This window comes from Pseudonocardia sp. Ae505_Ps2 (assembly GCF_001932425.1).
Taxonomy (GTDB): Bacteria; Actinomycetota; Actinomycetes; order Mycobacteriales; family Pseudonocardiaceae; genus Pseudonocardia.
Map to the genome: position 1 here is coordinate 2,887,223 of NZ_MCIP01000001.1, position 20,890 is coordinate 2,908,112.

Below are 20,890 nucleotides of genomic sequence, written 5' to 3' on the forward strand. Positions count from 1 at the left end.
TCATCCCTTCCGCAGACGTGGGTCGAGAACCAGGTAGAAGAGATCGACGGCGAGGTTGACCAGCGTGTAGAGCAGGGCGATGGCCAGCGCGGCGCCCTGCACCACGGGGTAGTCGCGCTGCAGCACCCCGGCGACGACCATGCCGCCGACACCGGGATAGGCGAAGACCGTCTCGGTGATGACCGCGCCGCCCAGCAGCGAGCCGAACTGCAGCCCGAGCACGGTGACGATGGGCAGCGCCGAGTTGCGCAGTACGTGCCGGAGCAGGATCGCGTTCTCGGTCATGCCCTTCATCCGGGCGGTGCGCACGAAGTCCTCGCCGCGCACCTCCAGGACCGACGCCCGGACGATGCGGGTGATGAAGCCGGCCATCGAGAGGGCGAGCGTGGTGGCCGGCAGGATCAGATGGGCGATCCAGGGCAGGACGAGATCCGGGCGGTTCTGGAGGATCGCGTCGAGCAGCACGATGTTGGTCGTCGGCTCGTAGCCCAGCGAGTTCGGCAGCCGGCCCAGGACCGGGAGCCAGCCCAGCCACACCCCGAACACCACGACGGACAGCACACCGAGGGCGAACCAGGGCAACGAGAAGCTGACCGTGCCGACCGCCCGGATCAGGGTGTCGATCCAGGTCCCGCGGTACACCGCGGCGACCAGGCCGGTGACCCCGCCGATCAGGACGGCGATGCCCATCGCCGCGACGGTGAGTTCGAGCGTGGCCGGGAGCGCGGCGCCGAGCAGGCCGAGCACGTCGTTCCCGCCGAAGAACGAGCTGCCCAGGTCGAGCCGGACCAGGTCGCCGAGGTAGGTCAGGTACTGGGCCAGGAGCGGCCGGTCCAGCCCGAGCGACTCGGCGATCCGTTGCTGGTTCTGCGCGATCTGCTCCGAGGACAGCCCGTCGCCGGCGCCGCCGAGCGCGGTGGCCGCCGAGCCGGGGATGAGCCGCATCGCCAGGAAGACCAGGGTGGCCAGGACGAGCAGCACCACCGGTACGGCGAGCAGCCTGCGCACGATCAGCCGGGTCAGCCCGGAGCCTCCCGGCCGGACGGCGGGGCGCGCCCGTCGGGTCGTCGTCGTGGTCGGGGCGCTCACGGTGTCCCCTTCCGGTCGAGCGCGTCGCGGACGTCGTCGCCGACGAAGTTGCAGGCGACCACGAACACCAGGGTGGCCAGCGCCGGCAGCACGACCAGCGACGGCGCGGTGTAGAGGAACTCCTGACCGGACTGGACCATGTAGCCCCAGTCCGGGGTGGGGGGCTGGATGCCGAGCCCGAGATAGGACATGCCGGCCGCGAACCCGGCGGCCACCGACAGCGTGGTGAGCACCTGGACCAGCAGCGGTCCGACGGTTCCGGGAAGCACCTCGGTGAGTGCGATCCGCAGCCCGCCCGTCCCGGCCATCCGGGAGGCGAGCACGTGGTCGCGCGCAGACTCGCGCGCCGCGAGCGCCCGCATCAGCCGGGCGATCCCGGGGGCCAGCGCGATGCCGACGCCGACGACCAGGCTGGACGTGCCGGGCCCCGCCGCGGCGACCAGCAGGATGATCAGCAGGACGGACGGGAACGCCAGCGCGACGTCGGTCAGCCGCATCAGCAGCTGCTCGGCCCGGCCCCCGAGGTAGCCGGCGGCGAGCCCGATCGCGACACCGACGACGGTCGCCAGCGCGGTCGCGGCGAGGGCCACCATGAGCAGCGGCTGCGCACCGTGCACCAGCCGTACCAGCTGATCGCGGCCGAGGTCGTCGGTCCCGAGCAGGTGCCCCGGCGACCCCATCGGCAGCAACGCCGACGGCGACTGGCGCAGCGGGTCACCGGTCACCAGCAGCGGACCGGCCACCGCGAGCAGCACGTAGGCCAGGACCAGTGCCCAGGACACGACTGCGACCGGTGTGCGGGCGAACCGGCGCCGTGCCCCGCGCCGCACGGTGCCCGTGCCGCCGACGGCCGGCGCGGTCATGCGCCGCTCACGCTCGCGTCCTCGAGGAAGCAGCGGTGGGTGCTGAGGGCGTTGACGTTCACACCGCTCACGCTCGCGCCGGTGACCACCAGGTTCGTGGAGTGCACCAGCATCGAGAGCACCATGAAGTCCTCCGCCCAGCGGCGCTGGATCGCCGAGTAGGCGGCGGTGCGTTCCGGCCCGATCGGCATGTTCCGGGCGGCGACGGTGTCCTCGGTGAATCGCGCGGTGCCGGGCAGGGTGTCGAAACCGGTGGCGCTCGATCCGTACACGCCCCGCGGGACGGCCATGTTCCCGACCGTGTTGTCCGGGTCGGGGACATAGGAGTTGCGCTCCCACACGATGATCTCGTGGTACGGGTCGTCGGTGTCCATGACGCGGCTGAAGAACGCGGCCGGGTCGACGGAGTCGGAGACCACCCTCAGGCCGATGTCGGTGAGGTTCTGGGCGATCACCTGGGCGGCCCGCGGGTGCCAGGTGTCGCTGGCCGCCATCAGCCGCACCTCGCGGCCGACCGCACCGGCCGCCTCGATCAGCCGGCGGGCCTCGGCGACGTCGGTCCGGCTCAGGTCCGCCAGCGACGGGTCGTGGCCCGGCATCGACGGCGGTACCGCATACCCCGCCGGCAGGGTGCCCACTCCGAAGAAGGCCTGGTCCAGGATGGCCTGCCGGTCGATCGCGAGGTTGATCGCCCGACGCACCCCGAGCTCGGCCAGTGCCGGTCGGCGGACGTCCATCAGCAGCATCGCGTCGTAGCAGTAGGGCGTGTCGTGCACGGTCACCGCGTCGTTCGCCCGCAGCTGCCCGACCGCGGAGTACGGGGTGAACTGGGTGACCGAGACGGCTCCGCTGATCAGCGAGCCGATCATCGTGGATGAGTCCTGGACCTGCTGCATGACCACCCGGTCGACCGGCGGCCGCCCGCCGGTGAAGCCGTCGAAGGCCTCGAGGGTGACCGACTGCCCGGCGGTCGCGGCGGTGAGGCGGAACGGGCCCGTACCGACCAGGTTCTTGCCGATGTCGGCGCCGTGCCGGTCGAGAGCCGCCTTCGAGATCACGCGCGCCCCGATGTCGGACAGCCGGGCGAGCAGCGTGCCGTCCGGGCCATGCAGGACGATGCGTACGGTCCGCTCGTCCGGGGCGTCGAGGGAGACGAGGTTGCGGCCCAGGCTCTGGAACGGGCGGGAGGCACCGTCGGGCAGGGTCGGGTCGTCCGCGTTCAGCTGACGGTTCAGGCTGGCCAGCACGTCGGCGGAGGTGAAGGTCGTCCCGTCGTGGAAGGTCACCCCCTGCCGCAGCGCGAACTCGTAGGTCAGCCCGTCCTCGGAGACGGTCCAGCTCTCGGCCAGGTCCGGTCGTGGCTCGGGATCGGTGAAGTCGCAGAAGGTCAGTCCGCGGCAGACCGAGTCGACGACCATCCAATCGCCGAGGGTGGTGTAGAACGCCGGGTCGAACACCCCGCTGGTCGCGTCGGTGCCCACGGTGAGCGTGCCTCCCGCCGTGCCCCCGCCGCCCCCTCCCGGGGAGGCCACGCCACAGGCGTTCAGCAGGCTCGTCAGGCCGACGCCGAGACCGAGCGCGCCCGCACCGCGGAAGAGGCTGCGGCGCGACAGCTGCCGCCGATCGGTCGGGGTGGTGGGCGGCATCGCGATCTCCTCGGAGGACGTGTCGGTGGCGTGGATCCAAAACACTACGAGTGGTATCCCGGCTGAAGTCTAGGTCGGGACCTGTTTCCGTTCCTTTACGTCGTCATGAACGGGTGGGCGGAGGGCATGGCGTGCACCACGTGCGGTGCAGCGCGCGCATGCGGTGTCACGGAACGTGGAGCGCACCTGCTGTGACCGTGGCCAGGACGCGTCCCCCGGGCAGCGGGCCGGCGGGCCCCAGCGGGTCGACGTCGGTCACGGCGAGATCGGCCGGTCCGCCCACCCGTAGCCGGCCGAGCCCGTCGAGGCCGGCGACCGCCGCGGCCCGGGTGGTGAACAGGGCCAGCGCCTCCTCGGCGGTGATGGCCTCGCCGGGGCCGACCGGGTGCTCGGATCCGCGGATCCTCCGGGTGCGCGCCTGCCACATGCCGTGCAGCGCCGACAGCGGTGGCCCGGGCCCGTCCGAGCCGCCTCCGACGAGCACCCCGGCGTCGATCCAGGAACGGAGCGGGTTCGACCGGGCGGCCACCGCCTCGCCGAGCCGGTCCACGACGGACGCCCCGGCGTTCCACCAGAGAGCAGGGTGGGCCGAGAGGGCCACCCCCAGCGATGCGGTGCGCCGCATCGCCCGTGCGCTCGGTTCGAGGTAGGCGTGGATGAGGTGGAAGCCCAGACCGGCCACCGGTGTCCGCCGGTCGACCTCCTCCAGCGCGTCCAGCACGAGGTCGACGGCGGCGTCGCCGACGGCGTGGATCCCGACCCCCCGCCCGGCCGCCGCGGCGCTCCGGCAGTGTGTCCGCAGCGCCTCGACGCTCAGCGTCCGGTTGCCGGTGTAGCCGTCGGTGCCCGGCCACGGGGTCGACCGCCAGGCCGTGCCGAGGGATCCGCCGCCGTCGAGGAACAGCTTGGTGGGGCCCACCCGCAGCCGGCCGGGATCGGCGCCGGCGACTCCGGACCGTCGTACGGCGGCCTGCAGCGCGGCGTCGTCGAGGTGGTCGTCGCCCAGCGGCATCACCACCACCCGCGTGGCGAGGCGCCCGGAACGTGCCGCGGCGGCGTAGGCGGCGAGCTCGCCGGGGCCGACGGCCGGGTCCATCACGCCGGTGAACCCGTGCCCGCGCAGCAGACGGGTGCCGGTCTCGATCCACCCCGCGCGACGCGCGTCGTCCGGCTCGCCGATCGCGGCGCGTGCGAGATCGGCGGCCGGATGCTCGACGAGCAGGCCGGTCGGCCGGCCGTCGCGGGTGTGCTCGATCCGCCCGCCCGGCGGGTCGGGGGTGGTGGCATCGATCCCGGCAGCCTGCAGACCCGCGGTGTTGACGATCGCGTCGTGCCCCTTGCGGTCGAGGAGGACCGGACGGTGCGGCACGGCGGCGTCGAGGTCGGTGGCGGTGGGCAGCCGGCCCTCGGCCAGGTCCCCGGGGTCGAAACCGGCCTCGGCCTCGATCCAGCCCGTACCGGGGTGGCGGGCGTCGTGCGCGAGAAGGCGGTGCCCGATCTCGGCGATGCTCGTCGCATCGTCGAGGCCGACCCGCTCCTGCGCCCGTCCGGCCCACAGCACGTGCACATGACTGTCGACGAACCCGGGCAGGACGAACCCGCCGGCGTCGTGCTCGACGACGCGACCCCGGCCCAGCTCGCGCCGTACCTCGTCGACCGACCCGAGCGCGACGATCCGGTCGCCCCGGATCCCCACCGCGCCGGCCCGTGGGCGGGCCGGGTCCATGGTGCGGACGTCACCGACGACCAGCAGTGCACCCACGTCGTTCACCGGGCTGGTCACAGCAGGTCGAAGTACTCGCGCTGCTCCCAGGCCGACACGTCGGCCAGGTAGCGCTCGAATTCCGCCCGCTTGAGGTGGACGTACCAGTCGACGACGACGTCACCGAGCTCGCGCCGGAACAGGGCACTGGCGTCGAGCGCGTCGACCGCGGCACCCAGGGTGCGCGGCAGCCGCGGCGCCTCGTCGCGGTAGGGCGAGTCCGACGGCTCCCCGGGCGAGAGCCCGCGGTCGATCCCGTCGAGACCGCACACCAGCTGGGAGAGGATGTAGAGGTAGGGGTTCGCGCCGGGTTCCCCCGAACGGTTCTCCAACCGGGCGGCCGGGTCGCCGGCCGAACCGACCACCCGCACCATCGCCCCCTTGTTGTCGGCCCCCCACAGCACGCGGTCCGGGGCCAGCGAGTGCGGCTGGTAGCGCTTGTACCCGTTGACGGTGGGTGTGCCGAAGACCGCCGCGGCGACCGCATGCTCCAGCAGGCCGGCGAGGTAGGACCTGCCGAGCGGTGAGAGGACCGAGTCGGTCCCCGCCCCGGGGAACACCGGGGCGCCGGTGTCGAGATCGCACAGCGACTGGTGCAGGTGCCAGCCGGTGGAGGCGGTCTCGGACCCCTGCGGCCGGGACATGAACGTGGCGTGCAGGCCCATTCGTGCACACAGCTGCTTGATCGCCGTGCGGGCCAGCACGACCTGGTCGGCGACCACCGCCGCCTCGCCCGCCTCCAGGGTGATCTCGAACTGGCTGGGCCCGAACTCGAGCTCGATCGAGCGCAGCGGCAGGTCCAGCCGGGTCAGTGTCCGGTGGATCCCGGTGACCAGTTCGTCGCAGCGGTCCAGGCCACCGATGTCGAGCAGCTGGGAGCTGGGGGTGAGCGGCCGGACCACGGGCGCGGTGCCCGGCGCGCCGGGCCGGCCGACCTGCGCGGGGTCCATCGCCGGGTCCGCACGGGCGAACACGTGGAACTCCAGCTCCGGGCCGACGGTCAGGCTCATGCCGCGCCCGGCCAGCGCGCCCAGCTGCCGACGCAGCAGACCCCGCGTGCAGAACGGGACCACCCCGCCGTCGGGGTAGTGCAGATCGGCGAGCAGCAGCCCGGTCCGGTTCTCCCACGGCAGCACCCGGAAGGTGGCCGGGTCGGGGACGAGCACCACGTCACCGGCGCCGGAGAAGCCGCGGTGGCCGTCCAGCCGCAGCCCGTCGAACACCGCGAACGTCGAGCGCCCGGACGGGTCCTTCAGCAGCAGCGACGACGGCGCGGTCAGTCCGGAGCGCAGGACGCCCGGCAGTGCGGTACTGGTGATCGACTTGCCGCGCAGCACCCCGTGCTGGTCGACGAAGCAGACCCGGACCAGCTCGATGCCGAGCTCGTCGACCACCCGGCGCAGCTGCGCCGCGGCGGCGTACTGCTGCTCGGACCACAGTCCGTGCCGTTCGACGAAGCCGCCGCGGTCGGCGTCGAGCATCGGGCGGGCGGAGTGCCCGCCGCCGCCCTCGGCCACCGGCCGCTCGTCGACGCTACGCATCGGCGGTCGCCCCCGCTCCGGCCGCCGTGTCGTCGGACAGTGCGGGGGAACCGAGCGGTGTCGCCCACGGGGACTCGGCACGGCGGCGGGCGTCGTGGGCGGCCCACTGCCCCTGCCACCCCGTGGTCGGGCCGACCATGTCGACGGCGACCGGACCCACCAGCCGCGCGGCGCCGTCGGCGTCCAGGGGCTGGGCCGGCAGCGGGGAACCCGCCTCGAAGGCCTCCAGCGACTTCAGCAGCAGCCGCCGGTTCGCGGTGACCGCCCGGTCGGAGACCCCGAGCCGCTCGACGGTCCGATCCTGGACCCGGCCCATGCTCTCGACCGCCCACTGGTCGTGGACGTTGATGTCCAGACCCATCCCGGTGTAGGTCAGCTCGCTCTGTTCGGTCGCGTCGAAGCCCCAGTCGTTGCCGCGGTTCCGGATCGGCCGGTAGTCGGGGAGGGTCACCTCGGCCAGCCGCTGCGCGAGCAGGGTCTCGGCGTCGGTCCGCTCGGCGAAGTCGTAGAGGACCATGTACCAGTAGTGGTTCTCGTCGTCGATCGGCACGTGCCACTGCGCGAAGACCTTGTCGTTGCCGAACGGCACCACGAACGCGTTCGGGAACATCAGGTTCGTGATCCGGACGTGTGTGCGCTCCCCGTCGAGCTCACGGATCGCGAACACCCGCAGCCCGTGCTCGGCCCGCTCGACCTCGATGTCCGGGCGGACGTGGTCACCGACCAGCTTGGACAGCTTCTGCCCGGTTCCTGCGACTTCCTCGCTGAACTGCCGGCCGTAGACCTCACGCGGGTCTTCACCCACGAAGCGGTGCAGGAACGAGACGTGGCTCGGATCGATCCCGCCCTCGACGCCTTGGAGCCAGTTGCACTCCCAGAGCCCCTTGAAGGCGAAGGTGTAGGCCTGTGGCGCGGTGAAGCAGTCGAACGCCGGGAACGGCGGCGGATCGCCCGCGCCGAGGTAGGCGAAGACGATGCCGTTGCGCTCCTCGCAGGGGTAGCTGCGGATCCGGATCTTGTCGGCGAAGGTGCTCGACGGCGGCTCGGCCGGCTGCTCCCGGCAGCGGCCGTCCGGCCCGTAGAGCCAGCCGTGGTAGAGGCAGCGCAGGCCGCCGTCCTCGAGCCGGCCGTAGGACAGGTCGACGCCGCGGTGCGCGCAGAACCGGCTGATCAGGCCCCAGCCGCCGTCGTCGCGCCGGAACAGCACGAGGTCCTCGCTCATCAGCCGGACGGCCTTGACCGGCCGGTCCTCCGGCATCTCGGAGACCAGCGCGGCGGGCTGCCAGTAGGAACGCATCAGCCGGCCGAGCGGGGCGTCCGGGCCGGTACGGGTCAGCTTCTCGTTGTCCTCGCGCTTCAGCACGACGGGCCTCTCTCGCGTCGGGATCGGTTCACGGGTCGAGTTCCGGCCGCGGATCGCGCGCCGGGCCGCCCGCGCAGGGCGGCCATCAGTGGCAGCACCCGTCGCCGGACCGGGCGGGGGCCGGGGCCGGCAGGTCGAGCGAGGGGTTGCGGTCGAAGAACCCGTCGGGCTCCATCCGCATCCCGATCCGGTGCACGGCCATGACCGGCCACTCCTCGGGACGCGGGTCGTGGTGCACGCCGACGACCGGCCAGAGCACCAGCTCGGCGTCGTCGAGCCGACGGTCGGCCCGCTGCCACACGTGCACGCCGTCCTCGCCCAGCGGGCCCTGGTTCGGGTACTCACCGGCGATGAAGCGCTCGTCGGGGGCATAGGCACTGGCCCAGAGCGCCCGGGACACGAACGGCGCCTTGCGTTCCACGACGCTGCCGGGCCGGGCGAACAGCCGGGTCGTGTTCGGGAGCACCAGCCGGTAGCCGGTGGGGTCGCCGAAGCGGTTCGTCCGTTCGGTGCTCTCGACCAGCCAGTGCACCGCGCGGGACGGGTCGGCGCTCCGGGCGCCGGCCGCCTCGCTGGTGATCGGCGTGCGGACCATCCGGCAGGCGTTGCCGTACGGGTCGAGCTCCGGGTCGGGCTCGACCTCGGCGTGGATCTCGCTGAGCCGGTTCCGGGGCCCGTCGACCGCGGTGTCCAGACGCAGCCCGAAGTAGTGCTGGTGGTTCGACGCCTGCACGTCGGCGCCGACCCGGCGACCGTGCCGGGCGGCCCCGTCCGGTCCGAGCCCGGTGACCGACATGATGCCGGTCAGCTTGATCTCCAGGTCGATCGTGCCGTCCTGGTGGAAGGACCAGTAGAAGCCGTAGTCGTAGTTGGCGACGGTGGCGAAGGAGGAGACGACCATCTTCCGGCTCCGGCGCACCTCGGCGTGGCCGGTGCGGGTGTTGACGTGCTTCCAGAGGATCGAGGCGTCCTCCTCGTGCAGACACACCGCGTTCCGGACGGTCCGCGGCTCGCCGTGCCCGCCCAGCACGGCGGCGTCGAGGTAGCGGATCTCGCCGAGGCAGTCGCAGCCCAGCGCCAGCGACGCCGTGAGCGGGCCCGCGCCGTACTCGCCCCAGTCGAAGAAGTTCTTCCGGTACGCCGTCGGGTCCGGGTCGAGGTAGGGCACGTACATCTCGTTGACCGCGGCCCGGCGCAGCACCGTGCGCTCGCGGTCGCCGTCGAGGTAGCGCACGTCGTGCAGCACCATGCCCTCGCGGTGGGTGAAGCCCACCCGGAACGACCAGTTCTGCCAGCGCACCAGGTGCCCGTCGACGGTGAAGCCCGGCCCGTCGGGCTGGACGATCTCCAGCGGGGCGACGACACGGTCCGGGCCCCAGTCACCGGATCGGTAGTTCCCGGCCTCGGCGGTGGGCGGGCCGGAGTCGTGGTCCTCGATCCGCAGGACCTCGAAGGTCTCCATGTCGACGATCGGGACCAGGCCGGGGACCGGGCGCGCGTAGCCGTTGTCCTCGGGGTGCTCGCGGTGCCAGACCGCCCCCCAGGACAGCCGCCGCCCGGCGAACTCCGGGGGCTCGAAGCCGGTGATCGACTCCGGGTCGACCCAGACCAGCGACGGGTCGGTGATCCCGCGGCGGGCCAGTGCCGCGCGCATCCCGGGATCGTCCCGGCAGGCCTGGGCCATCATCCGGGCCTCCTCGCTGGAGATCCCGGGCCGGCGGGCGTCCACCGGGGTCCAGGTCTGCAACGACGCCGGCCGGTCGACCCCCGACGTCCAGCCGGTGACCTCCCACGCGGCGTGCGCGTCGGGGTTCATGACGATCGACCGGACCGGCCGACCGACGCCCGCCGGCAGGTCCCGGGCACGGTGCTCGTCGACCGACACCCCCCAGAACCGGGGGTGCTCGCCGATCCGCGGGTCGGCCTTCACCAGGTCGACGATCTCGGCGATCTCCGACTCGGCGAGGGGCTCGGTCCAGTGCCGTTGGGCCGGGGACGGTGGGGTCTGCCGGCCGAACCGCGGGCCGCTCCCGGCTCCCGGTGTCCGTTCCGGTCCGGACGCGGCCACGCCCTCGATCACGCTCATCGGGTCGGTCCTCCTCCACCGGGTGCCCGGACGAGTCCGGAGCGACCACGGGTCGACGGTTGGTATCCATGACGGATTAAAGTGGATCCGAAAGTGACGGCTGTGGCTCGACGACGACGGCGGACGGCCGCCCGCGGAACTGATCCACGACCCACGGGTTGGGATCCATCCCGGGTGAGCACGCACCCGTCGGCTATCGTTTCGGGTCCACCGGCGCGGTATCGCCGCCACGCGACGGCGCTGAGGACGGGGGGACGGGCATGGTCCGGCGTACACCGGATACCGACGGGACCGAGGGTGGGGCCGCGCAGGGAGCGCCGGGTGCCACGCTGGTCGACGACCTCGCCGCCCGCATCCGGGACATGATCATGGGTGGGGACATCCCGATCGGCGGCCAGCTGCGTCAGGCCGAGCTCGCCACCCTGTTCGGCGTCAGCCGCACCCCGATCCGTGAGGCGATCCGCCAGCTGCAGAACGGCGGGCTGATCGCGGTGCACCCGCACCGCGGCGCGGTCGTGCGGGTACCCGCGCCGTGGGAGGTCCGGGAGGCCTACGAGGTGCGCGCCGAGCTCGAGGCGCTCGCCGCCCGCCGCGCGGTCGCCCGGATCACCCGCGAGCAGCTCGACGAGCTGGAGAGCGACAACCGGGAGATGTACGAGCAGTCCGCCGCCCAGGGCGAGGGCCGCACACCGGTGCACCGGGCGGCCAACGACGCCTTCCACACCCTGATCTCCGAGGTCGCGGGCAACGCCCGGCTCACCCGCTCCATCGAGGACATCAACGGCGCGTTCCCGCGCAACGTGTCCTCGCAGCTGATCGTCAACGACAGCCGGCACCGCGACGAGAACTTCGCCGAGCACGAGCGGATCATCGCCGCGCTCCGCGCCGGAGACGCCGACGCCGCGGCCGCCGAGATGCGGGCGCACGTCATCGCGGCCGGTGACGCGCTGGCCCGCTGGTACGAGCAGCGCTCCGCCACGGTGTTCGTCGGCTGAGACGGATCCGCCGCCCGTCGCGGTCATGCTGCGGTCAGTCGTCGGGTGACGCCGACGAAGTCGAGGTCGGGACGGTCGATCCCCTCGCACAGGTCGGCGGCCGCCTCGCCCACGGCGGGCCCGAACTTGAACCCGTGGCCCGAGCAGGCCGCGGCGACCACCACCTGCGGCGTCGCCGGCAGCCTCCCGATGACGAAGCGGCGGTCCGTCGTCATCGTGTAGAGGCAGGCCCTCGCCTCGGCGACGTCGGTGGACGGGTGGGCGGGCACCTCCGGTACGTGCCGGGACATCAGGGTGCACAGCGCGGCGACCTCGTCCGCGGCCACCGGCTCGACGGGACGCTCGGGGTCCCAGATCCGTTCGGTGTCGGTGCCGGCCTTGTAGCCGCTGCCCGCCACGTCGGGCAGCCCGAACATCAGCCCCTGTGGCCGGTGCACCGAGAACGCGGGGAGCGACGGGGGAGCGGCGGCGGGGTGCCCCGGACGCAGTGTGACGGTGAGGATCCGCCAGGTGCTGAACAGTCCGCCGAGCTCGGGTACCAGATCGGGGACCCAGCCCGCGGTGGCGACGACCAGGCGTCGGGCCCGGACGCTGCGTCGTCCGGTGTGGACGACGACGCCCGCGTCCGGCCCGGAGCCGACGGGCGTCCAGCCCAGCACGGGCTCGTCGAAGATCAGTTCGGCGCCGTCCGTGCGGGCGGCCGCGCGGGCCGCGCGCAGCGCGGCCCCGGCCTCCAGCACACCGGCGTCCGGGTCGGAGACGGCGTGCCAGCCGTCCGGCAACGACAGCCCCGGGGCGAGCTCGCGCAGCCGGTCGGGGTCCGAGACGGTCTCGCAACCGGGGCCCTGCAGCTGTCCGGGCTCGGGGTGGGCGTAGAGCCCGCCGGTGCGGTGCAGCAGCGTCTCGCCGGTGCGCCGCTCCCAGCGCCGCCAGCCGACGTAGGCCCGCTCGACCAGCGGGTTCCACACCGGGTTCGGGTAGGCGCGGCGGATCATCCGGGTCCGCCCGTGCGAGGAGCCGCGCAGGTGGCCCTCGCCGAACCGGTCGAAGCCGATCACCCGCCGGCCGCGCGCGGCGAGCTCGTACGCCGCGGCGGTGCCGTGCACGCCCAGCCCGGCGACGACGACGTCGGCGTCGAGCACGGTGCGGGTCACCGGTGCCCCGCCGTGATCGTGTCCACGACGGACAGCAGGGCGTCGAGGTCGTCGGTGTTGTTGTAGACGTGCACCGAGGCGCGCACGACTGCGGGAACCTCGCGTGCGCCGAGATCCCACTGACCGTGGCTCGCCGGGACGGTCACGACCCGGACCCGCGCCGCGGCGAGCCGGTGCTTGACCTCGGCGGGCTCGACGCCGTCGACGGTGAAGGTCACCATCCCGGAGGTGCTCGCGGCCGGGTCGCGCACGGTCACCCCGGGCCGCGACCGCAGCTGCTCGCGCAGGTCCGCGCCGAGTGCGACCAGATGTGCGGTGGTGACGTCGAGACCCCGCTCGACCGTCTCACGGACCGCGACCCCCAGGCCGAGCCGGCAGGCGACCGAGTGCTCCCAGGTCTCGAAGCGGCGTGCGGTGCCGGCCAGGGTCCACTCGCGCTCCGCGGTCCACGCGGCACCCCGCACGTCCGGGGCGCCCGGTTCGAGGGTGGGCAGCACGGCGGGGTGCACCCAGGCGAAGGCCGTACCCCGCGGGGCCCGCAGGAACTTCCGCCCGGTCGTGACCAGTACGTCGCAGCCGATCTCGCCGACGTCGACGGGCAGGTGGCCGACCGACTGGGTGGCGTCGACGACGAGGCGTGCCCCGTGCCGGCGGGTCAGCGCGCCGAGCGCGGCGACCGGCTCCACCAGCCCGGACGACGTCGGCAGGTGAGCGACGAACACGATCGCCGGTCCACCACCGTGCAGGCTCAGCGCGAGGGCGTCGAGGTCGACGGCACCGGTCGCGGGATCGACGGGGAGGATCTCGAGCCCGGTCCCGGTGCGCCGGGCGTGGGCCATGAGGTGCAGGGCGTGGCTCACGTAGGCCGAGCGGCTCACGAGCAGCCGCGGTGTCCCGCTGCTCACGAGCGCGTCGACCAGCACCCGCAGGCCGGTGGTCGCCGTGTCGAACAACGCGATCTCCGCCGCGCGGGCACCGACGAGCTCGGCGACGTCGTCGTAGACGGCTTCGACCGCCTCACCCACCGCGGCTGCGGCCTCGTAACCACCGTCGCGCTCCTCGCGGCGGAGGTGCTCGACCACGGTGTCGACGACAGCTGCGGTCGGCAGGGCCGCGCCGGCTGCGTTCAGGTGGTGCGACTCGGTGACACCGGGGGTGCGGGCCCGTTCCGCGGCGACGTCGATCCCCGGCGCGGGTGCCGTCCCGAGGGCCGGCCGGGGGGCCGGGCCGGCGATCGACTCGGGGCTCACAGCGCCACCACGACGGCCCGGGACTCGACGAAGCCCTGCAGCGCCTCGTCACCGAGGTCCCGGCCGAGGCCGCTGTCCTTGACCCCGCCGAACGACAGGGCCGGGTCGAACACGTTGTAGGTGTTGACCCATACGGTCCCGACCTCGAGACGCGCGGCGATGCGGTGGGCGCGACCGAGGTCCCGGGTCCAGACACCGGCGGCGAGCCCGTAGGTCGAGTCGTTCGCGAGGACGAGTGCCTCGTCCTCGTGGTCGAAGGCGAGGACGCCGAGGACCGGGCCGAAGATCTCCTCCCGGGCGATCACCATGTCGTTCGTGACGCCGGTGAACAGGGTCGGTTCGACGTAGTAGCCGGGCCCGTCCGGACAACCCCCGCCCACGACGAGCTCGGCCCCTTCCGCCCGGCCCTTCTCGATGTAGCCGAGCACCTGGCTGCGCTGCTCGTGCGAGACCAGCGGTCCGACCGAGATCCCGCCGGCGAGCCCGTCGCCCATCGGGACCCGCCCGACGGCGGCCCGCAGTCGTTCGGTGAGCTCGGGCAGGATCGAGCGCTGCACGAGCAGTCGGCTGCCGGCGGTGCACATCTGGCCGGAGTGCCCGAAGGACGCACGCATCGCGGTGGTGACGACGGCGTCGAGGTCGGCGTCGTCGAAGACGATGTTGGCGCTCTTGCCGCCCAGCTCCAGCGTCGAGTGCGCGAGCCGGCCTGCCGCGGCGACACCGACCTCCCGGCCGACGGCGGTGCTGCCGGTGAACGACACCGTCGCGACGCCGGGGTGGGCGGTCAGCGCCGCGCCGACGCGGCCGTCGCCGGTCAGCACGTTCACCACTCCGGGGGGCACGCCCGCCTCGGTCAGCAACTCGGCCAGGCGCAGCATCGTCAGCGGTGTCTGCTCGGCGGGCTTGACCACCACCGGGCAGCCTGCGGCCAGGGCCGGGGCGAGCTTGAACGCGGCGGTCATGATCGGGAAGTTCCACGGCAGGATCAGCGCGGCCACCCCGACCGGCTGCAGCGTCGTGTAGACGTGGTGGGCCCCGCCGTCGATCGGGACGGTGCTGCCGGTCAACCGGCTCGGGGCGCCGGCGAAGTGCCGGAACGTGCGCGCCGCCTGGCCGGTGTCGGCCCGTGAGCGTTCGATCGGCTTGCCGTTGTCGCGGGTCTCGAGGATCGCGAGGTCCTCGAGGTCCTGCTCGATCAGGTCGGCCACCCGGTTCAGTACGGCCGCCCGCTCCAGCGGGGCGAGTCCGGACCACCGGCGGTCCCGCAGCGCGGTACCCGCGGCGGCGACGGCGGCGTCCACGTCGGCGTCGTCGGCCTGCACGGCGTGGGTCAGGACCTCCTCGGTGGCGGGGTCGACGACCGGGAACGAGGCCCGATCGCCGGCCGGGATCCGGGCCCCGTCGATGTACAGCCCGGCCGACGGCGCGAGCGAGGGCAACGAAGAACGCACGGACTCTCCTGACCTGACGTAGATTGGATCCAACATTAGGATTCTTTGGATCCGATGTGCAAGAGATTCCACACACACCGTGCGCGTGGTCGAACGACGCCGGCACGAGACGTGCCGACGGGCCGCACGGGCCGTGCGATCCGGCGGTGGTGGTGGCCGAACGGCCGACGCGGCGCAGGTTGCCGGTGGTGCCGCGTGGGGCTCGACCGGACCAGGGGTGCCGACCTGCTCTGGCTCGCCCTCGCCCGAGTGGTCGCCCCGTCGATCCGGGCGGCCGCTGCGGATGCGGCCGGGGTCACGCGCGCGGGTCCGGAGAGCACGGGACCGCCCGAAGGCCCGTGACCGGATTCGGAGGATCTGTGTCCGAGCCGGCGTCGCAGGACCGTGGAGTCGTTTCGTGGCCAGTGGATCGTGCTGATATCGCGTTGCCGCCGAAGTGGTCGCCTGCTAGCGTCCTCGTCGGCATTCAATGGTGGGCACGATGTCCTGTGTGAGGATGTGATCGGTCAAGAAGTACGAATGAAGAGGACCGGGGTCCTCCGGCAGAGCCGGACGACAAGGACCCGCGGTTGAGGAGAGCGAAGCCACGCTCGGTCAGGTCTCTGTCTCGCTGTATTCGCGCGAGAACGCAGAGGTCGAGACCCCACTCCGGCGCCACCGCGCGCTGTCTTTTCGTCTACTTCTGACCATGCCGTTGACCTGGTGTTCGTGCTGAGGGCCGAGCGCCGGTCGACCATCTCGTAGGGATGTCGTCGTGTCCACGCCTCGTTCCGGTTCGCTGACGGCGGATCTGTCCTCCACTCGGGTGCGCACCATCATGGTGGCGCTGATGGCCGCCGTCTTCCTGTCATTGCTCGATGCTCAGGTCGTCGCCACCGCGCTGGTACGCATCGTCGGCGACCTGGGTTCCCTGAACCAGTTCGGATGGGTCACCGCGGGTTATCTCATCGGTGGTACGGTCGCATTACCGATCTGCGGCAAGTGGGGTGACCTGTTCGGCCGCAAGCAGGTGCTGGTCGTTTCCGTCGTCGTCTTCCTCGTCGGTTCGACCGGTTCCGGTCTCGCGCAGACCATGGGGCAGCTGGTCGCGTTCCGCGTCGTCCAGGGCGTCGGCAGCGGCGGTCTGTTCGTCTGCGTGCTCGCGATCATCGGCGAGATGTTCTCGCCGCGAGCGGGCGCGAGGTACTACGGCTGGATCTCCGTCACCGTCGGGGTCGCCTCTCTGGCCGGGCCGACCGTCGGTGGTGTCGTCACGGACCTGTTCGGCTGGCGCTGGACGTTCCTGATGAACCTGCCGATCGGGCTGGCGGTGATCGCGATCGTCTCGGCGACGCTGCACCTGCCTCCGCGATCCGCGCCCGGTCGAGTGCGGATCGACCACCTGGGCGCGGTGCTGCTGACCTCGGCCATCGTCGCGCTCAACCTCCTGGCGAACCAGGCCGGCAGGTCGGACCCGCGGAGCCCGGGCGTGGTCATCGGTCTCTGCATGGCCTCGGTGCTGCTCGTCGTCGCGTTCGTGCTGTCGCAGCGGCGCGCGGCCGATCCGGTCATCCCACTCTCGCTCTTCCGGAACCGGACGATCAGCGTGGTCTCGGTGGTCGACGTCATCGCCGGGTTCGTCGGCCTCGGCAGCATCAACTACCTCGTGCTCTGGCTGCAGTCGGTCGACCGGCTGGGTGCGGGCGAGTCGGGCGTGATCCTCGCGGCGATGATGCTGGCCGTCGTCGTGAGCCAGTACGGGAGCGCCCGGCTCATCGGGCGCACGGGCTCGTTCCGCTGGTACCCGCCGGCGAGCATGGCTCTCTTCGCCCTGACGGCGCTGCTCTTCGTCACCGCCGGTCCGGCGACGCCGCTCCCGCTGACGATCCTGTACCTGCTGATGTTCGGCGTCGCGGCCGGGCTCAACCAGCAGGCGCTCACCGTCGCCGCGCGCAGCGGCGGGGGAACCCACGACATGGGCGCGGTCCACGGCGTCACGACCATGCTGCGGCAGATGGGCAGGTCCCTGGGGGCCTCCGTGTTCGCCGCGATGGTCCCGGTCGTCGTCGTCGGGTTCGTGGTCTCGCTGTTCTTCCCGAGCACCCGACTGCCCGAGGACGCGACGGCCGACGGTGCGGCCCCCGAAGGTGCGGCCCCCGACGGTGCGGCCCCCGGCACGCCCTGACCCCCACCTCCCCCTGTTCCACCCCTCCACGAAGGAGACACCCATGTACCTGATCACCGGTGCCACCGGCACCGTCGGCTCCGAGCTCGTCCCGCAGCTCGTGGCCGCCGGCGAACCCGTCCGCGCGCTGACCCGGTTCCCCGAGAAGGCCGACCTCCCCGAGGGGGTCGAGGTCGTCGGAGGTGACCTCGAACGCCCCGAGAGCCTGGACGGCGTGTTCACCGGCGTGGACACCGTGTTCGTCGTCCCGCCCGGCTACGGGCACGAAGGCCCTGTGCACGAGACGAACCTCGTCGCGGCGGCCCGAGCGGCCGGCGTCGGCAAGCTCGTGAAGCTCTCGACCAGCGGGGTCGAGTTCGGCGCCACCGACCCCCTGAGCCTCGGCCACAGCAGCGGTGAGGACGTGGTGCGGGAGTCGGGCATGCGGTGGACCATCCTGCGACCCGGCACGTTCATGTCGTTCGTGGGTCAGTACGCCCGGTCCGTCGCGTCGGACGGCGTCGTCCACACCACCCAGGGGGATCCGACGTCCGCCATGGTCCACCCGCGTGACATCGCCTCGGTGGCGTACCGGGCGCTCCTCACCGACGACCACCTCGGCGCGGCTCTGCCGATCACGGGCGGTGAGGCCATCTCGCCGGCCCGCATGGTGGAGGTCGTCGCCGAGGTCGTCGGCCGGCCCGTCGCGCACGTCGAGCGAACCCCGGCCGAGGCCCGGGCCGAGTACGCCGAGCGCGGCTGGGGCGGGCCGCGGCTCGAGGTGCTCCTCGAGCTGAAGCGCCAGTCGGTCGAGTGGGACCGGACGGTGTTCGACACGGTCGAGCGCGTCACGGGCCGGGCGCCGCTCACCCTCCACGACTGGGTCACCGAGAACATCGCGCTCTTCCGCTGACGGGCGACGCGGCGTCGAGCCGGGTGTTCGTGGTTTCCACGAACTCGTGGCCCGGAAAATCGTGGTCGAGTGCATTACCCGGTCGGCCGTCGAGGGAGACGCTGGGTGCATGTCGCAGCATGTGGAGGTCGGGATCGGAGCCGGACCGACTCGACGGCGGTCACTCGGCTTCTTCGCGGTGTGCCTGGGCAACTTCGTGATCATGCTGGACACCAACATCGTCAACCTGGCGGTCCCGCACATCCAGGAGTCGCTCGGCGGCTCGTTCAGCGGGCTGCTGTGGGTCGTCAACGGCTACACGCTGGCGGTGGCCGCGCTGATCCTGTGCGGTGGCGCGATCGGAGACCGGCTCGGCAACGACCGTGCCTACCGGTTCGGTGTGCTCGGCTTCGCGGTCACCTCGCTGCTGTGCGGCCTGGCGCCGGGCCTGGAGCTGCTGATCGGCTTCCGGCTGCTGCAGGGGGTCGCGGCGGCACTGCTGCTGCCGGCCCTGCTCGGGCTGATCCCGCACCTGTTCGCCGACCCGGCCGCCCGGTCGCGCGCCGTCGCGATCTGGGGCAGCACCGGCGCGGCCGCGCTCGCCGCGGGCCCGTTGATCTCCGGACTGTTCATCGACACACTCGGCTGGCGGGCCATCTTCGTGGTGAACGTGCCGATCTGCGTCGGGATCTACCTGCTGGCCCGCCGCACGATCACCGACATCCCGCGCGGGCCGCGCCGTCCGATCGACGGGTGGGGGCAGGTGCTGGCGATCGCGGCGCTGGGCGCCCTGGCGTTCGCCCTGATGGAGGGCCCGTCGTACGGCTGGACGTCGCCGTTGATCCTGGCCGCCGGGGCGATCGTCGTGCTGGCGGTGCCCGCGTTCGTCGTCGTCCAGGCCCGCAGCGCCCATCCGCTCGTCCCGCCGCGGCTGTTCAGCGATCGCCGGTTCACCGTCGCCGCCGTCAACGGGCTGGTGTTCCAGTTCGTCTTCTTCGGCACCCTGTTCCTGCTCGCGATCTACCTGCAGACCGTGCACCGGACGAGTGCGCTGGTCGCCGGCCTGCAGCTGCTCCCGATCACCATCGCGACGGCGCTCGCCCCGCCGTTGCTCACCAGCCGGCTGATGATCGAGCGCGGGCTGAGCGTGCCGGTCTACCTGGCCGCGCTGGTCGGGGTGCCCGGCTTCCTGCTCATGTTGCTGTGCGATGCCACCTCGCCGTACTGGGTGCTCGGCGCCGCGATGGCCCTGCAGGGCCTGTGGAGCGGGCTGGCACTCCCACCGACGGCCTCGCTCGCGGTGGTCAGCCCCCCACCGGGCCTGACCGGCACGGGCAGCGGCGTGTTCAACGCCAGCCGCCAGCTCGGCGGAGTGCTGGGCGTCGCGGTGCTGGGCGGCATCATGAGCTCCGCCGATTCAGTGGTGACCGGCATGCACATCGGCATGGTCATCTGCGCGGTCGGCGTCGGCGTCATCGCGTTGCTCGTCCGGTACGCGACCGTTCCCGCATCCGCAGGGTGATCCACGAGTTCAGCAGGCCGCGCACCTCGCGCGGATCCCAGCCGGTCAGCTGTGTCCAGCGGTCCAGGCGGTACTTCACCGAGTTCGGGTGCAGGTTCAGCGACTTCGCGGCCGACGTGATCGAGAACCCGCACTCCGCGTACCCGAGGACGGCGTCGGCGAGATGAGGGTGATCGGCGGCGACGTCGCTGCCGACCTGCAGCAGCGGTGCGAGCCGTGGCCCGTGCGGCAGCAACGTCGCGGGCAGCCACTCCTCGCCGAACAGCACCGCCTCGCCGGCGCCCGCCACGGCCAGCGCCCGCTCGGCATCGACGATGCTGGCCTCGGCCCCGGCCAGGCCCGGCCGGGGCAGACCGATGCCGACGGCCTCCCCGGGGAGCGCCTCGTGCACCGTCGCGGTCACCAGGTCGGCCGCGGCGGCCTGGCACAGCACGACGCCGTGCGTTCCGCGGGTGGCGGAGTGGATCGTGCCCGGCAGCCGCCGCAGCCGTTGGCGCAGCTGGTCGAGCCCGTCCTCGGGCCGGCTCGGCAGCAGGAAGCAGACGGCCTGGAACGACCCGTCCGGGTCGAACGTCAGCGCACGGGCGAGGTGCACGGCCTCACCCGACGGGTCCTCGCCGGCGCGCAGGATCTCCAGGAACCGGTGCGTCATGGTGATCTGCACGGCGTGCTGGGAACGCAGGGTCTCGGCGTGCGCATCGGCCGAGGCACTGCTGATCAGCCGGATCCACGTCCACCACAGGTCCACGACGCGCACCAGGTGCGCCGCGAGCGGTGGCTCCCGCTCGTCGGCCCTGGCCAGCAGCACGTTCCACATCTCGCGGTAGCCGACGTGGTACGCGCCGATCATCTCCTCGACCCGCACCCCCTGCCGGGCCCGTTGCCGCCCCAGCTCCCGGGCTGCCTCGGTCTGCGCCGCCGTGGGCGGGCACCGGGCGGCGAGCCCGTCGAGCAGGCCGCGGAACTGCTCACCGACGTGCTTCTCGTGGTCGGCGCGCGGGACGTGCTCGTAGTCGGGCGACGCCGCCCGGATGTGCGTGACGATCTCCGGGACGATGACGGGCACGTCGCGGCGCACCTCGGCACACAGCCCGCGGACCTCGGGCCAGTCCTCGTCGAGCGCGCTACCCACC

The 20,890-nt window shown here is 72.8% G+C and carries 15 protein-coding genes; 4 read left to right on the forward strand and 11 right to left on the reverse strand.

Going from position 1 to position 20,890, the window contains the following annotated elements; all coding sequences use genetic code 11:
* The 7 genes from Ae505Ps2_RS13865 to Ae505Ps2_RS13895 all read right to left on the reverse strand — a co-directional run bounded on the left by Ae505Ps2_RS13865 (nucleotide 1) and on the right by Ae505Ps2_RS13895 (nucleotide 10,350).
* Nucleotides 1-1,089 (reverse strand): ABC transporter permease, encoded by a 1,089-nt coding sequence (locus tag Ae505Ps2_RS13865; protein ID WP_198932138.1) that lies wholly within the window; start codon nucleotides 1,087-1,089, stop codon nucleotides 1-3.
* Nucleotides 1,086-1,952: an ABC transporter permease gene (locus tag Ae505Ps2_RS13870; RefSeq protein WP_075307839.1), complete on the reverse strand. Its 867-nt coding sequence runs from the start codon at nucleotides 1,950-1,952 to the stop codon at nucleotides 1,086-1,088. The genes Ae505Ps2_RS13865 and Ae505Ps2_RS13870 overlap by 4 nt, the downstream gene beginning before the upstream one ends.
* Nucleotides 1,949-3,598, reverse strand: coding sequence for an ABC transporter substrate-binding protein (locus Ae505Ps2_RS13875; RefSeq protein WP_075554231.1), 1,650 nt, complete (start codon nucleotides 3,596-3,598; stop codon nucleotides 1,949-1,951). Before Ae505Ps2_RS13875 ends, Ae505Ps2_RS13870 begins: the two co-directional genes overlap by 4 nt.
* A gap of 166 nt (nucleotides 3,599-3,764) precedes the next feature.
* A complete protein-coding gene (locus Ae505Ps2_RS13880; RefSeq protein WP_139318787.1) occupies nucleotides 3,765-5,360 on the reverse strand; it encodes an amidohydrolase in 1,596 nt (531 codons plus the stop codon).
* A gap of 17 nt (nucleotides 5,361-5,377) precedes the next feature.
* Entirely contained in the window at nucleotides 5,378-6,901 is a 1,524-nt protein-coding gene (locus tag Ae505Ps2_RS13885; protein ID WP_084786271.1) for a glutamine synthetase family protein, read from the reverse strand.
* On the reverse strand, nucleotides 6,894-8,264 hold the full coding sequence (locus Ae505Ps2_RS13890; RefSeq protein WP_075307835.1) for a Rieske 2Fe-2S domain-containing protein: 1,371 nt from the start codon (nucleotides 8,262-8,264) through the stop codon (nucleotides 6,894-6,896). Before Ae505Ps2_RS13890 ends, Ae505Ps2_RS13885 begins: the two co-directional genes overlap by 8 nt.
* A gap of 85 nt (nucleotides 8,265-8,349) precedes the next feature.
* A complete protein-coding gene (locus tag Ae505Ps2_RS13895) occupies nucleotides 8,350-10,350 on the reverse strand; it encodes a primary-amine oxidase (RefSeq protein ID WP_083695652.1) in 2,001 nt (666 codons plus the stop codon).
* Nucleotides 10,351-10,610: 260 nt separating this feature from the next.
* Between Ae505Ps2_RS13895 and Ae505Ps2_RS13900 the strand changes: the two genes are divergently transcribed.
* Nucleotides 10,611-11,345 (forward strand): GntR family transcriptional regulator, encoded by a 735-nt coding sequence (locus Ae505Ps2_RS13900; RefSeq protein WP_075307833.1) that lies wholly within the window; start codon nucleotides 10,611-10,613, stop codon nucleotides 11,343-11,345.
* Nucleotides 11,346-11,368: 23 nt separating this feature from the next.
* On the opposite strand, the gene Ae505Ps2_RS13905 is transcribed toward Ae505Ps2_RS13900, so the two are convergent.
* The 3 genes from Ae505Ps2_RS13905 to Ae505Ps2_RS13915 are packed head-to-tail and all read right to left on the reverse strand — an operon-like array spanning nucleotide 11,369 to nucleotide 15,200.
* Nucleotides 11,369-12,499, reverse strand: a complete 1,131-nt coding sequence (locus Ae505Ps2_RS13905; RefSeq protein ID WP_075553678.1) for an FAD-dependent oxidoreductase — start codon at nucleotides 12,497-12,499, stop codon at nucleotides 11,369-11,371.
* Entirely contained in the window at nucleotides 12,496-13,749 is a 1,254-nt protein-coding gene (locus tag Ae505Ps2_RS13910; protein WP_083695656.1) for an aminotransferase class V-fold PLP-dependent enzyme, read from the reverse strand. Before Ae505Ps2_RS13910 ends, Ae505Ps2_RS13905 begins: the two co-directional genes overlap by 4 nt.
* Nucleotides 13,746-15,200 (reverse strand): aldehyde dehydrogenase family protein, encoded by a 1,455-nt coding sequence (locus Ae505Ps2_RS13915; protein ID WP_233147449.1) that lies wholly within the window; start codon nucleotides 15,198-15,200, stop codon nucleotides 13,746-13,748. Before Ae505Ps2_RS13915 ends, Ae505Ps2_RS13910 begins: the two co-directional genes overlap by 4 nt.
* A gap of 805 nt (nucleotides 15,201-16,005) precedes the next feature.
* On the opposite strand from Ae505Ps2_RS13915, the gene Ae505Ps2_RS13920 reads away from it, so the two are divergent.
* The 3 genes from Ae505Ps2_RS13920 to Ae505Ps2_RS13930 all read left to right on the forward strand — a co-directional run bounded on the left by Ae505Ps2_RS13920 (nucleotide 16,006) and on the right by Ae505Ps2_RS13930 (nucleotide 19,757).
* Nucleotides 16,006-17,364, forward strand: coding sequence for an MFS transporter (locus Ae505Ps2_RS13920; RefSeq protein ID WP_249265267.1), 1,359 nt, complete (start codon nucleotides 16,006-16,008; stop codon nucleotides 17,362-17,364).
* Nucleotides 17,365-17,407: 43 nt separating this feature from the next.
* The gene (locus Ae505Ps2_RS13925; RefSeq protein WP_075554233.1) at nucleotides 17,408-18,256 is read left to right on the forward strand and encodes an NAD(P)H-binding protein; all 849 of its coding nucleotides are present in this window, start codon (nucleotides 17,408-17,410) and stop codon (nucleotides 18,254-18,256) included.
* Nucleotides 18,257-18,365: 109 nt separating this feature from the next.
* Nucleotides 18,366-19,757 (forward strand): DHA2 family efflux MFS transporter permease subunit, encoded by a 1,392-nt coding sequence (locus Ae505Ps2_RS13930; RefSeq protein WP_083695661.1) that lies wholly within the window; start codon nucleotides 18,366-18,368, stop codon nucleotides 19,755-19,757.
* Here Ae505Ps2_RS13930 and Ae505Ps2_RS13935 read toward each other — a convergent pair.
* Nucleotides 19,708-20,889: a helix-turn-helix domain-containing protein gene (locus tag Ae505Ps2_RS13935; RefSeq protein ID WP_020628360.1), complete on the reverse strand. Its 1,182-nt coding sequence runs from the start codon at nucleotides 20,887-20,889 to the stop codon at nucleotides 19,708-19,710. The genes Ae505Ps2_RS13930 and Ae505Ps2_RS13935 overlap by 50 nt on opposite strands.
* Nucleotide 20,890: the final 1 nt, after the last annotated feature.

Bases quoted from the DNA above. Each gene is read 5' to 3' on its own strand.
- Ae505Ps2_RS13870 (WP_075307839.1), bottom strand. From the start codon at position 1,952: ATGACCGCGCCGGCCGTCGGCGGCACGGGCACCGTGCGGCGCGGGGCA.
- Ae505Ps2_RS13875 (WP_075554231.1), bottom strand. From the start codon at position 3,598: ATGCCGCCCACCACCCCGACCGATCGGCGGCAGCTGTCGCGCCGCAGC.
- Ae505Ps2_RS13885 (WP_084786271.1), bottom strand. From the start codon at position 6,901: ATGCGTAGCGTCGACGAGCGGCCGGTGGCCGAGGGCGGCGGCGGGCAC.
- Ae505Ps2_RS13895 (WP_083695652.1), bottom strand. From the start codon at position 10,350: ATGAGCGTGATCGAGGGCGTGGCCGCGTCCGGACCGGAACGGACACCG.
- Ae505Ps2_RS13900 (WP_075307833.1), top strand. From the start codon at position 10,611: ATGGTCCGGCGTACACCGGATACCGACGGGACCGAGGGTGGGGCCGCG.
- Ae505Ps2_RS13925 (WP_075554233.1), top strand. From the start codon at position 17,408: ATGTACCTGATCACCGGTGCCACCGGCACCGTCGGCTCCGAGCTCGTC.
- Ae505Ps2_RS13930 (WP_083695661.1), top strand. From the start codon at position 18,366: ATGTCGCAGCATGTGGAGGTCGGGATCGGAGCCGGACCGACTCGACGG.